13 protein-coding genes are annotated in these 13277 nt (G+C 61.8%); 8 read left to right on the top strand and 5 right to left on the bottom strand.

Going from position 1 to position 13277, the window contains the following annotated elements; translation table 11 throughout:
• A complete protein-coding gene (gene ispH, locus CGA22_RS25815; protein ID WP_041024777.1) occupies positions 1-948 on the top strand; it encodes a 4-hydroxy-3-methylbut-2-enyl diphosphate reductase in 948 nt (315 codons plus the stop codon).
• On the opposite strand, the gene CGA22_RS25810 is transcribed toward ispH, so the two are convergent.
• Positions 925-1440, bottom strand: a complete 516-nt coding sequence (locus tag CGA22_RS25810; protein WP_041024776.1) for a GspH/FimT family pseudopilin — start codon at positions 1438-1440, stop codon at positions 925-927. The genes ispH and CGA22_RS25810 overlap by 24 nt on opposite strands.
• Before the next feature lie 153 nt (positions 1441-1593).
• Here CGA22_RS25810 and CGA22_RS25805 point away from each other — a divergent pair, with 153 nt between their 5' ends.
• The 7 genes from CGA22_RS25805 to thiO are packed head-to-tail and all read left to right on the top strand — an operon-like array spanning position 1594 to position 8389.
• Entirely contained in the window at positions 1594-2067 is a 474-nt protein-coding gene (locus tag CGA22_RS25805; RefSeq protein WP_041024775.1) for a GspH/FimT family pseudopilin, read from the top strand.
• Positions 2064-2522, top strand: coding sequence for a type IV pilus modification protein PilV (gene pilV / locus CGA22_RS25800; RefSeq protein WP_041024774.1), 459 nt, complete (start codon positions 2064-2066; stop codon positions 2520-2522). The genes CGA22_RS25805 and pilV overlap by 4 nt, the downstream gene beginning before the upstream one ends.
• Entirely contained in the window at positions 2519-3232 is a 714-nt protein-coding gene (locus CGA22_RS25795; protein ID WP_041024773.1) for a PilW family protein, read from the top strand. Before pilV ends, CGA22_RS25795 begins: the two co-directional genes overlap by 4 nt.
• Positions 3233-3242: 10 nt before the next feature.
• Positions 3243-3722, top strand: a complete 480-nt coding sequence (locus CGA22_RS25790) for a PilX N-terminal domain-containing pilus assembly protein (RefSeq protein WP_041024772.1) — start codon at positions 3243-3245, stop codon at positions 3720-3722.
• Entirely contained in the window at positions 3709-6819 is a 3111-nt protein-coding gene (locus CGA22_RS25785) for a pilus assembly protein (RefSeq protein WP_041024771.1), read from the top strand. The genes CGA22_RS25790 and CGA22_RS25785 overlap by 14 nt, the downstream gene beginning before the upstream one ends.
• Before the next feature lie 11 nt (positions 6820-6830).
• Positions 6831-7232 (top strand): type IV pilin protein, encoded by a 402-nt coding sequence (locus CGA22_RS25780; protein WP_041024770.1) that lies wholly within the window; start codon positions 6831-6833, stop codon positions 7230-7232.
• Positions 7233-7288: 56 nt separating this feature from the next.
• Entirely contained in the window at positions 7289-8389 is a 1101-nt protein-coding gene (gene thiO, locus CGA22_RS25775; protein ID WP_041024769.1) for a glycine oxidase ThiO, read from the top strand.
• Between the two features lie 507 nt (positions 8390-8896).
• On the opposite strand, the gene CGA22_RS25770 is transcribed toward thiO, so the two are convergent.
• The 4 genes from CGA22_RS25770 to CGA22_RS25760 all read right to left on the bottom strand — a co-directional run bounded on the left by CGA22_RS25770 (position 8897) and on the right by CGA22_RS25760 (position 13191).
• Entirely contained in the window at positions 8897-10240 is a 1344-nt protein-coding gene (locus CGA22_RS25770) for a sigma-54-dependent transcriptional regulator (RefSeq protein WP_041021345.1), read from the bottom strand.
• Positions 10237-11826: a two-component system sensor histidine kinase NtrB gene (locus CGA22_RS25765; RefSeq protein ID WP_041021346.1), complete on the bottom strand. Its 1590-nt coding sequence runs from the start codon at positions 11824-11826 to the stop codon at positions 10237-10239. Before CGA22_RS25765 ends, CGA22_RS25770 begins: the two co-directional genes overlap by 4 nt.
• On the bottom strand, positions 11816-12049 hold the full coding sequence (locus CGA22_RS27225; protein ID WP_084213721.1) for a PP0621 family protein: 234 nt from the start codon (positions 12047-12049) through the stop codon (positions 11816-11818). The genes CGA22_RS25765 and CGA22_RS27225 overlap by 11 nt, the downstream gene beginning before the upstream one ends.
• A 125-nt stretch (positions 12050-12174) precedes the next feature.
• Complete coding sequence (locus tag CGA22_RS25760) at positions 12175-13191, bottom strand: outer membrane protein assembly factor BamD (protein WP_041021344.1); 1017 nt, start codon at positions 13189-13191, stop codon at positions 12175-12177.
• Positions 13192-13277: the final 86 nt, after the last annotated feature.

Here is a 13277-nt window from a genome sequence, read left to right as displayed (position 1 = left end):
ATGCAAATCAAACTCGCCAACCCCCGTGGCTTCTGCGCCGGCGTGGACCGGGCGATCGAAATCGTCAACCGCGCCCTGGAAGTCTTCGGGCCGCCGATCTATGTGCGCCACGAAGTGGTCCACAACAAATTCGTCGTCGAAGACCTGCGTAGCCGCGGGGCCGTTTTCGTCGAGGAACTGGACCAGGTGCCGGACGACGTCATCGTGATCTTCAGTGCCCATGGGGTTTCCCAGGCGGTGCGTACCGAAGCGGCTGGGCGTGGCCTGAAGGTGTTCGACGCCACCTGTCCGCTGGTGACCAAGGTGCACATCGAGGTGGCGCGCTACAGCCGTGACGGTCGAGAGTGCATCCTGATCGGCCACGAAGGGCATCCGGAAGTCGAAGGTACAATGGGCCAGTACGACGCCAGCAATGGCGGCGCGATCTACCTGGTGGAGGACGAGGAGGATGTGGCTGCCTTGCAGGTGCGTAACCCGGAAAAACTCGCCTTCGTCACCCAGACCACTTTGTCCATGGACGATACCAGCCGGGTGATCGATGCGCTGCGCTCGCGCTTCCCGGCCATTGGCGGACCGCGCAAGGACGACATCTGCTACGCCACCCAGAACCGCCAGGACGCGGTCAAGCAGCTGGCGGACGAGTGCGACGTCGTGTTGGTGGTCGGCAGCCCGAACAGCTCCAACTCCAATCGGCTGCGCGAGTTGGCCGAACGCATGGGAACGCCGGCCTACCTGATCGACGGTGCCGAGGACATGCAGCGCAGCTGGTTCGATGGCATCGAGCACATCGGCATTACCGCGGGTGCTTCAGCGCCGGAAGTCCTGGTGCGCGGTGTGATCCAGCAATTGCAGGCCTGGGGTGCCATCGGTGCCGATGAGCTGGCCGGCCGGGAGGAAAACATCACGTTCTCCATGCCCAAGGAACTACGCGTCCGCTCCCTGCTTTAGATTCTTTGCGCACAAAGCCTGCTCGGTGACCTTGCTGCGCAGGCTGACGCGGCCGGTGGGTGACAGCACCACTTGATGATGGCTGACTGGCTCGTACCGGGCGCACACGTGCAAAGTGCCTGCCTGAAAGGCGCCACTGGGCAGTAGCGCGGCCCCATGACCGGCGAACGTTACCCGGTGCTTCACCGGCCAGTTACCCACCACCAGGGTGCGATTGCTGCGCTGTTCCAGCAATGTCCGGTCATCGTCGTCCAACCTGATTTGCCACCCTCGGCTCCAATCGTTGTCTATCCCTTGAATGGTCACTGTCCGATTGCGCGTGATGGCTTCGCTGCGGGCACTGCGCAAGCCGCTGGCCAATAGCTGCGCGGTGTCATTGCGTTCAGTGGACTCCACCAGCGCTTTGAAGCTTGAACTGGCCCACGGTAGAACAATTGCGACAATCGCCAGTCCCATGAGCAGTTCGATCAGGCTGAAACCCTGTTGGGGCATGATGTCTCCTCCCTGGAGAGTGTGGGGGTGGTCCTTGAGGACTTGGGGGGCTCATTGTGGCGAGGGGATAAATCCCCTCGCCACAAGCAAGCGCCAATGGTTTGTTCTAGCGTTACAAGAAGCAGGTATAGCCGACGGCAACGGAGGGCATCGATGGATCTTCGTACAAAAGGTTTCACGCTGATCGAGCTGCTGGTGGCCCTTGGCGTACTGTTGATCCTCATCACCATGGCAGTGCCGGCGTTCACCGGTTCGATGCAGAGTACCAAGGCGGATACCGAGATCGGCGACCTGCGCCGGGCCTTGAACTTTGCCCGCATGGAAGCGATCGACCGGGGTGTCACCACGCGCATTGGCCCCACCGCCCAGGGCAGCGCCTGGAGCGGCGAACTGACGGTGTACGACAGTACTGGCAATCCGGCCAATGTATTGCGGGTTGTTCCAGCGATGAGCAGTGGTGCGACTCTGACGCTAACCTCAGACGTGACCAACATTGATTTCAACAACCTGGGTGGGTTGTCGGCACCGGCCACACCGGTGAGCTTCAATTATGTGAGGGGGACGCAGAGCCGGACGCTTAACGTTTGCCTCAATGGACGAATCGTATTGGGTGGAAGTTGCGGATGAAGGGGTGCAGTAAAAGGCCACAGGAGGGCATGACACTGATCGAAGTGCTGGTGGCCGTGCTGATTCTCGGTGTGGGTTTGTTGGGGGCGGCGATGATCCAGCTCAATGCCCTGAAGTACACCGACAGCTCGCGCATGACCAGCCAGGCCAGCTTCATCGCCTACGACATGCTGGACCGCATCCGCGCCAACTCCGGTGCCGACTACACCGTCACGCCGCCCAGCTCACCCAACCTCAACGTGACCCGGGACCAGGACCTCTACGATTTCAAGACCAACATCATCAGCTTCGGCGGCGCCACGGCCACCGGGACCATCGCGCTGAACCAGCGGGTCTACACCATCACCATTTCCTGGGACGATGCCCGGGCTGCCAACACCACCGACGCGGCCGAGGCGCGGCGTAGTTTCGTGCTGACCAGTCGCGCCGCCGTCGATCCGGTGGGGACGCCATGAACAAGGGCTGCCGGGGCTTTGGCCTGATCGAGTTGATGATCGCGTTGGTCATCAGTCTCATTGTGGTCCTGGGCGTGGTGCAGATCTTCATCGCCGCCAAGAACACCTACATCAGCCAGAGTGCGGCGGCGGTGATGCAGGAGGATGCGCGCTTTGCCTTGAGCAAGATGGTCCAGGAGATTCGCATGGTGGGGATGTTCGGTTGCCTGGGTACCATCACCGACGCGTCCTCGGCAGGGGACTTCAATGCCAGTCAGATCACGCCGATCCGGTGGGACAACACCAACCAGAAAATGACCCTGGTGACGACGGATGTGGGCAACAGTGGCGGCGTGCCGACCTGGACCGTCGTCTCCGACTGCCGTACCACGGCCACGGCCTATACCGGTGCGCGGGCTCCCGCGGCCGGGCAGTTGGCGTTTCCGGTACGCCGATTGATCTACAGCTTCAGCAACAACCAGCTATCGATGGGCACCGGGGCCGGCAATCCGACCCTGGCGGTGCTGGTGGACAACGTCCGCACGTTCAACGTGACCTTCGGCGTGGCCGGCAGCTCGACGGACATCGCGGCCTCGAGCTACAGCAGCAACCCGCCGGATCCGGCATTGATCCGCAGCGTGCGCCTGACCCTGACGCTCTTCGATCCGAAGAACAACGTGCGCGACCAGACCTTCAACGTGGTTGCCGCCTTGCGCAACCGGCTCTTGTGAGGGGCGCTTGATGAGATCGAGATCCTTCGGGCAGCGTCAGCGCGGCATGGCATTGCTGGTCAGCCTGGTCTTCCTGCTGCTCCTCACGCTGATCGGCCTGTCGTCGATGCAGAGCGCCACCCTTCAGGAAAAGATGACCAGTAGCGTCATGCTGCGCAACCAGTCGTTCCAGATGGCCGAGGCGGCGCTGAGGATGGGCGAGAACGCCGTGCAAGTCGAAACCTACTCGCTGGCGGTCTGCACCACCGCCACCCAATGTGCGCCACCGGCGGAATCCGCCACGCTGACGGGGGCAGGGCGCAATTCATCGTCGGGGGTCACCTGGGTCGCCGCCGCCGGAGGATTTTATGGGGTGCAGAACATCGGCACCACGCTTGCGGCGGTCAATGTACCCAACGGGACGTCGGCGACGCTGTACCGGATCACGGCGGTGGCGGTGGTGGGGAACAACCAGCGCAGCGTAGTGGAGAGCATCTATGCGAAATATTGAGGCTCGCCGTGGCTGGAGGCAGGCGCTGTGGGGGGTATTGCTCAGCCTTTATCTGACGGCCCCGGTCTATGGGTTCACGCCTTCGGATTCGCCGTTGTTGAGTGCGGCCGCGGTGACACCGAACGTGATGCTGCTGATCGATGATTCGGGGAGTATGAACAACATCATCTGGGCGGCGGGGTTTGATCCGACGGTGCCCCGGCCAGCCATTTCCAACTGCAACTCCAGTAGCAGTTGCTCGGGGGGGCTGCCCCTGGACCCGGATGACACGAACGTTTTGCTGGCGGGCCTGTTTCGCGGTGGTTGTTCCAGCGGCTGGTACGGTTTCTACCGAGGCAACCTTGGGCGGGTTTGCCTGCGCCTACCGGATCCTGTGGGCAACGGTAATACACGTTACACCACCAATTACCTGTCTTATCTGCTGACCCTGGCCAACGGCGCGAACCGGGACTTCACCACCGGCACGATTCCCAACGACTATCGAATCAACGTGGCCCGGGATGTCTCCAACGACCTGGTCACCAGCAACCGCGCCTTGCGCATCGGTCTTGCAACCTTCAACCCGCCCAACAGCACCAACTCCGGCCCGGGAGGCTTTATCGCCCGTTCTGTCAGCGACCTGTCGCCCGTGACCGGCAGCGTTACCCAGACCCAGGCCAACGCCAACTACACCGCCTTGATCAACGCCATCAACGGCCTGGGCGCTATCGCGAATACACCACTGGCCGAGAGTTATTACGAGGTTACCCGCTATTTCCGGGGCATGGCGCCGTACTACAACGGCACGCCCAGTACCTATACCAGCCCGATACAGTACCGTTGCCAGAAAAACTTTGGCGTAGTGATTACCGACGGCTTCCCCACCTATGACCGGACGTTCCCGACCAACGACCCGCAGGCCGTCGCTACGGGCGGCCCGCGTCTGCCAAACTGGGACGGCATAACCAACGATGGCAACGACCCTAATGGTGATGATGAGGGCGATACGCTGTATCTGGACGATATCGCCAAATTCGCCTTCGACATCGACATGCGCTCCACCGGTACCGATGCCACCGGCAAGAGCTGGGACACTGCGGATTTCCCCCGGCAGTACCTCAACACCTATACGGTCGGTTTCACCGCCACCAACCAGATGCTGTCCGACGCCGCTCGCTACGGTGCAGGCAGGTATTACCAGGCGACCGACAGCGAAGGCCTGAACTCGGCCCTGACATCGGCCCTGAGCGACATCACCTCCAAGGCCGGGTCGGGGGGCGGCGGCACCACCAACGGTGCGACATTATCCACCACGTCCAGCTTCTACCAGACCACCTATGACCCCAAGGACTGGCGTGGCACGATCCGGGCGTTCGGTTTCACTTCGGCAGGCACGGTCAACAGGGCTGCGGTGCAATGGACCACCGACACCGCCATTGTCCCCGGCGCCACGGCGCCGCTTTACCAATCGTGGAACCCCACGACCAATGCGCCGGTGACTCTGGCCTACAGCAACTTTTCAACGGCTCAGCAAACTACCCTCAGCCAGAACCTGCCCACAGGGATCACCGGGAATGATCTGGTGGAGTGGAGCAAGGGCACCAACAAAACCGGCTTGAAGGTGCGCAGTGCATTGCTGGGGGACATCATCAACTCGCCGCTGGTGCTGGCGTCACCCAATGACCAGACGGCCGCGGACCTGCTGAACGACACCAGCTACAGCACGTACCTGGCGACCAAGGCGACAAACATGAACACCAGCCTCGTGGTGAACGCCAATGACGGCTTCTTCAGCGTCATCAACGCTGCCAACGGCACGCGGCGTTACGCCTACATGCCTTCGAGCGTGTTGCCGGCGCTGGATGACATCGCTGATGTCAACTACATCAATGGGGTGAGCCACAGGTTCCTGGTGGATGGTCAGGTTGGCGTATTCGATACGCAATCGGGCAGTGCCTGGAAAACCGTGGCCGTGGGCGGGACCGGGGCCGGGGGCAGGACGTTCTTTGCGGTGCAACTGTTCGATGCAGCGGCCGGCAATACCATTCGGGCGCTGTGGGAAATCAGCGCGCCGACCGTTGCCAACACCGCCAATACCTTCAACGACCTGGGCTACGCCTATGCCCGTCCCGAAGTCGCCCGTTTGGCGGACGGTCGTTGGGCGGCGTTCATTTCCAACGGCTACGGCAGCAACAGCGGCGTGGCGGCGTTGTATGTGGTGGATATCCGCGACGGTTCGCTGATTCGGAAAATCGTCATCAATAGCAGCGAGACCGATAACGGCTTGTCGTCGGTCAAGCTTCGGGTCAACTCCCAGAATGTGGTGCAGGCTGCCTATGGTGGCGACTTGAAAGGACGGATGTGGAAGTTCGATCTCAGCGGCACATCCCCGACAACCTGGGGGCTGGCATTTGCCGGCCAGCCCTTGTTCACCGCGTCCGGCGGAGCGACCCAGCCCATCACCGTTCAACCGTTGCTGGCGGATAACCCTCAGGGTGGGGTTCAGGTTTTTTTCGGTACCGGTAAATTCAACGAGGCAACAGACAAACTCAACAAGGATCTGCAGGGGTTCTATTCGATCTGGGACGCCACCGGTGGCGGTGGGCAGATCACGGTATCGAGTCTGCAGGCCCAGTCGGTCACCGGTGTGTTCTCAGGCAGCACGGGGCAGTTCGTGACCACCAGCCAGACCGACGTGACTTACCCGGCGAAAAAGGGTTGGTACCTGCCCCTGGTGTACAACAACGCGCTGACCGGGGAGCGGGTGATCAACCCGGCCAACCTGGTGCTTGGGCGCGTTGTCTTTACCACGGCTGCGGTGGACACCACCGACCCTTGCGCCAGCTTCGGGACCGGCAAATTGATCGAAGTGGATGCGTTCAGCGGTAAGATGCTCAACTATGCGGTGCTCGACACCAACGGCGACGGCAATCTCAGCAGCCTCGACACGATCTCCGCCGGGGTGGTGTTCACCGGCGGTATCCCGACCTTGAGTGCCGTCGTCAGTGCCAACGGAGCCACCAACATGATCGTGAATGATTCCGGCGGCGGTATCACCGAGCTGCTGGGCAAATCCGTTGGCGGTAGCCGTCGCGTCATGTGGCGACAAATACAGTGAGGGGTAAGGGAATGCGCAGAACCAACCGGGGTTTCACCTTGATCGAAATCATGATCGTGATCGCGATCATCGGTATCGTGATCACCGTCGGCTACCCGAGCCTGACCGAGTACATGAAAAAGGGCCGCCGCGCCGAAATCGCCGGGCTGTTGTCGGAACAGGCGCAGATACTCGAGCGCTACTATTCGAAGAACAACGTCTATACCAACGCGACCGGGCTGAGCAATGGCAATGATTTCTACACCATCAACCGGACGCTGGCGGACCAGAGTTTTACCCTGACCGCGGTACGCAAAAGTGGCTCGTCCATGGCGACGGACAAGTGCGGTGATTTCACCATCAACAACACCGGCGTGCGCAGCATGCTCAACGCCGCGTCCGGGCTGACCACCAAGGATTGCTGGGGTCGCTGAGCTTCTTTTTTCGGGCGCTGTCATGCGCCCTTCAGTCTTACGAGTCGAATCAGAACATGACCAGGCAACAGCAAGTGGTGATTGTCGGCGGCGGAGTCATTGGCCTGCTGACAGCGTTCAATCTGGCGTCCGAAGGGCAACGTGTGGTGCTGCTGGAGCGTTCCAGTGTCGGCCAGGAATCGTCCTGGGCGGGTGGCGGCATCGTTTCGCCGTTGTACCCGTGGCGCTACAGCCCGGCGGTCACGGCGCTGGCGCACTGGTCACAGGATTTTTACCCACAGTTGGGCCAACGTTTGTTCGCGGCCACGGGTATTGATCCGCAGGTGCATGTCACCGGGCTGTATTGGCTGGATCTGGATGATCAGGACGAAGCGCTGGCCTGGGCCGCGCGGGAAGGGCGGCCGCTGCGGGCCGTGGATATCTCGGCCGTCCACGATGCGGTGCCGGTACTGGGTGCCGGGTTCTCCCGAGCGATCCACATGGCTGACGTGGCGAACGTGCGCAACCCCCGGTTGGTGAAGTCCCTCAAGGCTGCGTTGCTGGCGCTGCCCGATGTCACGCTGCATGAGCAATGCGAGGTCAATGGCTTCATCCGCGACGGCGGACGTGTCGTGGGGGTGGAGAGTTCGGCCGGGGCGATTCGTGGCGATCAGGTGGTACTGGCTGCTGGGGCCTGGAGCGGGGAATTGCTCAAGACCCTGGGCCTCAAGTTGCCGGTGGAGCCGGTCAAGGGGCAGATGATCCTGTACAAATGCGCGTCGGACTTCCTGTCGAGCATGGTCCTGGCCAAGGGACGTTATGCGATTCCGCGGCGTGACGGGCATATCCTGGTGGGCAGTACCCTGGAGCGCGAGGGTTTCGACAAGACTCCGACCGAAGCGGCGCTGGAGAGCCTGAAGGCTTCGGCGCAGCAACTGATTCCGGCGCTGGCGGAGGCTGAGTTGGTCGGGCATTGGGCCGGACTGCGGCCTGGATCGCCGGCGGGTATTCCCTATATCGGCGAGGTGCCGGGGTTTGCGGGGCTGTGGTTGAACTGTGGGCATTATCGCAATGGGTTGGTGTTGGCGCCTGCGTCGTGTCAGTTGTTTACGGATGTGATGTTGGGGCGTGAGCCGGTGATTGATCCTGCGCCGTATGCGCCGGCGGGGCGGATGTAGGACTTGCGGTTGTACTTCGATCCAATTGTGGGAGCGAGCCTGCTCGCGATGGCGGTCTTATTGAGTACATATCCGTTGCTGCGGTAACGGCTACTTATGGTTCCGCTCTTACAGCGGGTTACTTTTGGCAGACGCCCCAAAAGTAACCAAAAAGGCTTGGCCCCACCACTCGGCACCTCGCCTAGGCTCGGTGTGCCCTCACTCCGGCATTGCTCCGTGGGCCCGCCGCGAAGGGCCATCCATGGCCCAGCGCGGCTAACCCGGCATCCATGCCGGGTTGCCCACTACGCAATGCCTGCGTTCGGCCGTCATGGTTAACGGGGCCCGAAGATCAAAAGCAAAAGCAAAAGCAAAAACAAAAAAGCGAGCGGGTTTGTTCTTGAAGCTGAATTCGGAGCCCCCTGTGGGAGCGAGCCTGCTCGCGATAGCGTCGGTACGTTCAACATGTATTCGAACTGACCCACCGCTATCGCGAGCAGGCTCGCTCCCACAGGGGCTTCAAGTTGCTCAATCCAACCCCAACTTCTTCAACCGGTACCGCATCGACCGAAACGACAGCTTCAATCGCTGGGCTGCGGCGGTGCGGTTCCAGCGGGTTTCCTCCAGGGCCTGGAGGATGACTTTGCGTTCGACGTCTTCCAGATAGTCTTCCAGGTTGTCGACCCGCATCAGATCGGGGTTGGTGGCATCGGTGATGCCGTTGCCTTCGGCCAGGCGCAGGTCGTCGGCTTCGATTTGTTGGTGTTCGCAGAGGGTATAGGCCCGTTCGAGCATGTTTTCCAGCTCTCGCACGTTGCCGGGGAAGCGGTAGTTTCGAAGGGCCTCGAGGGCTTGGGGATGGAGCCTGGCGGCGGGGTTGCCGGTGCTGGCGGCCAGACGCTGGAGCATGTGGTTGGCCAGCGGTTCGATGTCTTCGCGGCGTTCGCGCAGGGGCGGGACGCGCAGTTCGATGACGTTCAGGCGGTAGTACAGGTCCTGGCGAAAGCGTCCCGCGGCCACTTCGGCGTCCAGGTCCTTGTGGGTGGCGCAGAGGATGCGGACATCCACCACTTCCTCCTGCTGGCCGCCAACGGCGCGCACGGCCTTTTCCTGGATCGCCCGCAGCAGTTTGACCTGCATCGCCAGGGGCAGGTCGGCCACTTCATCGAGAAACAGGGTGCCACCGTGGGCGGCCTGGAACAGACCGGGCTTGTCCTCGATGGCACCGCTGAAGCTACCTTTTCGATGGCCGAAAAACTCGCTTTCCATCAGCTCTGTCGGAATGGCGCCACAGTTGACCGGCACAAACCCCCGACTGGAGCGGGGGCCTTGTTCGTGGATCAGCCGTGCCACCAGTTCTTTGCCACAGCCGGACTCCCCGCTGATGTACACCGGTGCCTGGCTGCGGGCCAGTTTTTCGATCTGTTTGCGCACGCTGCGCATCGGTGGGGAGTCGCCCAGCAGGCAGCGTTCGATGGTGGTCGGGGCGGTGGCTGGCGGCAGGCGCAGGGCGCTGGTCACCAGTTCCCGCAGTCGACCCAGGTCGACCGGTTTGGTCAGAAAGTCAAAAGCCCCGGCCTTGAGGGCATCGATGGCGGTTTCCAGGCTGCCGTAGGCCGTGATCATGGCCACTGGCAGTTGCGGGAAGCGTTGCTGGATGTGCTGCACCAGTTCCAGGCCGGTACCGTCGGGCAGGCGCATGTCGGTCAGGCACAGGTCGAAGGCTTCATCCGCCAGCAGGGATTGGGCCTCGGCAAGATTCTTGGCGCTGCGGGTTTCGAGTTTCATCCTGCCCAGGGTGATGTCCAGGAGTTCGCGGATGTCCGGTTCGTCATCGACGATCAGGATTCGTTGCCGTGAGCGTGTATTCAAATCTGTTTCCGTCCGTGAGCAAAGGTGATGCGAAAGCAGCCGCCGCCTTGGCGTGGTTTGAAGTCTAGGCGGGCCTGGTTGCTTTCGCACAGCTCACGGGACAGATAGAGCCCAAGGCCGGTGCCCTGGCTGCTGGTGGTGAAGAACGGTTCGAACAGATGCGCCTGCTGTTCCGGGGGGACGCCGGGGCCGTTGTCGATGATGTCCAGCGTGGCTAAACGGCTGTGGGGATCGATGAACAGTTTCAGCCAGACCTCGGCTTCTTCATGGAGCATTGCGCTATGGCGCCAGGCATTGCGCAGCAGGTTGTCGAGGACCTGGGTCAGTTGGTCCGGGTCCATGAGGGTAATGTAGTCGCCCGGTTCGATGCTCAGGTGCAACTGCTGGTGCCCGGCCGCGTTTTCATGGGCTTGCCGGGCGAACTGCTCGAGCCAGACCCGCAGGTTCAGGCGCTGGGGCGTGGTTTGCTGGCGACGGGACAACTGCAGGACATTTTCGATGACGCGGTTCATTCGTTGGGAGTGATCTTGAATAATCTGCGTCAGACGCCGGTCGGCGCCGTTCAGTTCCTCGGACTCGCGCAGTAATTGCGCCGCATGGCTGATTGCCCCCAGGGGGTTGCGGATTTCATGGGCGATGCCGGCGGTGAGGCGTCCCAGCGAGGCGAGCTTCAGTTGCTGGGCCTGTTGGGCCACTTGGGCCAGGTCTTCGAGGAATACGAGGATCTGATGCTGTTCATTGTGGCCAAGGACGATGAAGCTCGGCTGCAAGGTCAGTCCCGTGCCGGCAATGGTCAGGCTTGCTGGGCGCAGGCTGGGGTTGTTCAACCACTGTTGCAGCCGTTCGACCAGGGCGCTGGAATAGTCGTCGATCTGTTGGCCTACCAGGTCGTGCATGCCCAACAGGTTCAAAGCGCTTTCGTTGGCCAGTTGCACCCGGCGTTGACGATCGAGCACCAGGATGCCAGTGCGCATGCGTTGCAGGATCAGGGCGTTGAGGGTTTCGAGGCTGGTCACCTCGCTGGCCCGCTGCTCGGCCAGGGTTTCGCTGGCTTCCAGTCGCCGGGTCAGGCCCTGCACCAGCAGCGCGGCGGCAAAGCACAGCGCGCCCAGGGTACCGGCCTGTAGATAGCTGCCGGGAGGGTTCGAGTCGTTCAGGCCAAGGAAAAAGCTCGAGCCGACAATGCCGATCGTGGCGACGGCGGCGATCAACAGGCCGATTCGACCGCGTAGCAGCGTATTGCCGATGGCCACCGAGACGATGAGCAGGTTGCCGATGGCACTGGGCGCGCCGCCTGCAACGAAGAACAGCCACGACAGCAGCAACACATCGGTCAGGGCTAGGCCGAACAGCCGGGCAGGGCGACGGGTGTTTTCCAGGAACACCACCAGCAGGATGTTCAATACCAGGTACAACCAGCTGCCACTGCGCAGCAGGTCGTCATTGGCGAATGCCAGCAGACGGTTGTCCATGTTGCTGGAGATCAGCAGCACCAGGGTGATGCCGATGCTCAAGCGGTACAGGTGATAGAGACGCAGCAGGCGCTGCGTCTGTCTGACTCGGGGGCTTGGAGCCTCAGCGATCACGAGGGTCCGGGCCTTGCTCGAGGTGAGCCTGGCTGCAATACCACTGTTGTTGGAGGGGGAGTGCCCGGTCACGCGGCAGGTGCACGCCACAATGGGCGCAGCGGACCATGGGCGGTGCATCCTGTTCCCGGGAGGAGCTTGCCGCGGACGCCTTGGGCTTCACGTTGCGAAAGATCCATATGGCTGAAGCAACGACGGCGAACAAGATCAATAGACGGAGCATGATAGGCGGCTTTCTGGCGAGAGATGAGGCAGTTTAGCCAAGGACTGGGGCTGCGCACAGTTCAATAGGATCCAGGCACAAAAAAGGGAGACCGTCGGGTCTCCCTTTTTGCTGAAGCACTGTACTCAGTCGAACAGGCCGAAGGTCAGGTGGCTGAACCAGGAACGGTCGCTGGATTTGTCCTCAGGCTCCGGTTCTTCGATCACATCGCCATTTTCATCCTTTGGCTTGAGCTCGTTCGGAATGGCTTCCTTGGCATCCTGGAACTGACGCTGTACGTCCTGGTTGGCGCGGGTTTCGCCCGGTGGCAGGGGAGGACGGGACTCGATCAGGCCCAGGGTCGCCTTGCTCAGCCACGAACGGTTGTCGGCTTCTGCGACGCGTGGGGTGAACTGGCCGTCGACCAGGGAAGGGTGATCCGGGTAGTTCAGCTTCAGGGTTTCCAGGCTGCTGGCCGCCAGTTCGTCCAGGTGCAGGCGTTGGTACGCCTCGGTCATCACCGCCAGGCCGTCACCCACCGAAGGGGTTTCCTGGAAGTTTTCCACCACGTAGCGGCCACGGTTGGCGGCGGCGACGTAGGCCTGACGGGTCAGGTAGTAGTCGGCCACGTGGATTTCGTAGGAGGCCAGCAGGTTGCGCAGGTAGATCATGCGCTGCTTGGCATCCGGCGAGTAGCGGCTGTTGGGGAAGCGGCTGGTCAGTTGTGCGAACTCGTTGTACGAGTCGCGCGCGGCGCCCGGGTCACGCTTGGTCATGTCCAGCGGCAGGAAGCGCGCCAGCAGGCCGACGTCCTGGTCGAAAGACGTCAGGCCCTTGAGGTAATAGGCGTAGTCGACGTTCGGATGCTGTGGATGCAGGCGAATGAAACGTTCGGCGGCAGATTTCGCAGCTTCCGGCTCGGCGTTCTTGTAGTTGGCGTAGATCAGCTCCAGCTGGGCCTGATCGGCGTAGCGGCCGAACGGGTACCGCGACTCCAGGGCCTTGAGCTTGGCGGTGGCGCTGGTGTAGCTGTTGTTGTCCAAGTCCTTCTGCGCCTGTTGGTACAGTTCGACTTCGCTCAGGTTTTCGTCTACGACTTCCTTCGACGAGCAAGCAGCAGTCAATGCGAGGATGGCGATCAGCAGCAGGTGTTTCACTTGCATGGCGGCTTGCGTCCCTATGACGGCCGCTGTCTTGGGCGGGGCCGTCCTGTTATGATGAGCGCCCCGTTGAAAGCCTCGGGGCAAAA

The organism is Pseudomonas sp. PSB18 (assembly GCF_014596565.1).
Classification (GTDB): Bacteria; Pseudomonadota; Gammaproteobacteria; order Pseudomonadales; family Pseudomonadaceae; genus Aquipseudomonas.
The sequence above is the reverse complement of the archived record's forward strand: the minus strand, read 5'-3'. Positions and strand labels throughout refer to the sequence as shown.

Bases quoted from the DNA above. Each gene is read 5' to 3' on its own strand.
- thiO (WP_041024769.1), top strand. From the start codon at position 7,289: ATGACCAGGCAACAGCAAGTGGTGATTGTCGGCGGCGGAGTCATTGGC.
- CGA22_RS25795 (WP_041024773.1), top strand. From the start codon at position 2,519: ATGAACAAGGGCTGCCGGGGCTTTGGCCTGATCGAGTTGATGATCGCG.
- CGA22_RS25780 (WP_041024770.1), top strand. From the start codon at position 6,831: ATGCGCAGAACCAACCGGGGTTTCACCTTGATCGAAATCATGATCGTG.
- CGA22_RS25785 (WP_041024771.1), top strand. From the start codon at position 3,709: ATGCGAAATATTGAGGCTCGCCGTGGCTGGAGGCAGGCGCTGTGGGGG.
- CGA22_RS25760 (WP_041021344.1), bottom strand. From the start codon at position 13,191: ATGCAAGTGAAACACCTGCTGCTGATCGCCATCCTCGCATTGACTGCT.
- CGA22_RS25805 (WP_041024775.1), top strand. From the start codon at position 1,594: ATGGATCTTCGTACAAAAGGTTTCACGCTGATCGAGCTGCTGGTGGCC.
- ispH (WP_041024777.1), top strand. From the start codon at position 1: ATGCAAATCAAACTCGCCAACCCCCGTGGCTTCTGCGCCGGCGTGGAC.
- CGA22_RS25810 (WP_041024776.1), bottom strand. From the start codon at position 1,440: ATGCCCCAACAGGGTTTCAGCCTGATCGAACTGCTCATGGGACTGGCG.
- pilV (WP_041024774.1), top strand. From the start codon at position 2,064: ATGAAGGGGTGCAGTAAAAGGCCACAGGAGGGCATGACACTGATCGAA.
- CGA22_RS25790 (WP_041024772.1), top strand. From the start codon at position 3,243: ATGAGATCGAGATCCTTCGGGCAGCGTCAGCGCGGCATGGCATTGCTG.
- CGA22_RS27225 (WP_084213721.1), bottom strand. From the start codon at position 12,049: ATGCTCCGTCTATTGATCTTGTTCGCCGTCGTTGCTTCAGCCATATGG.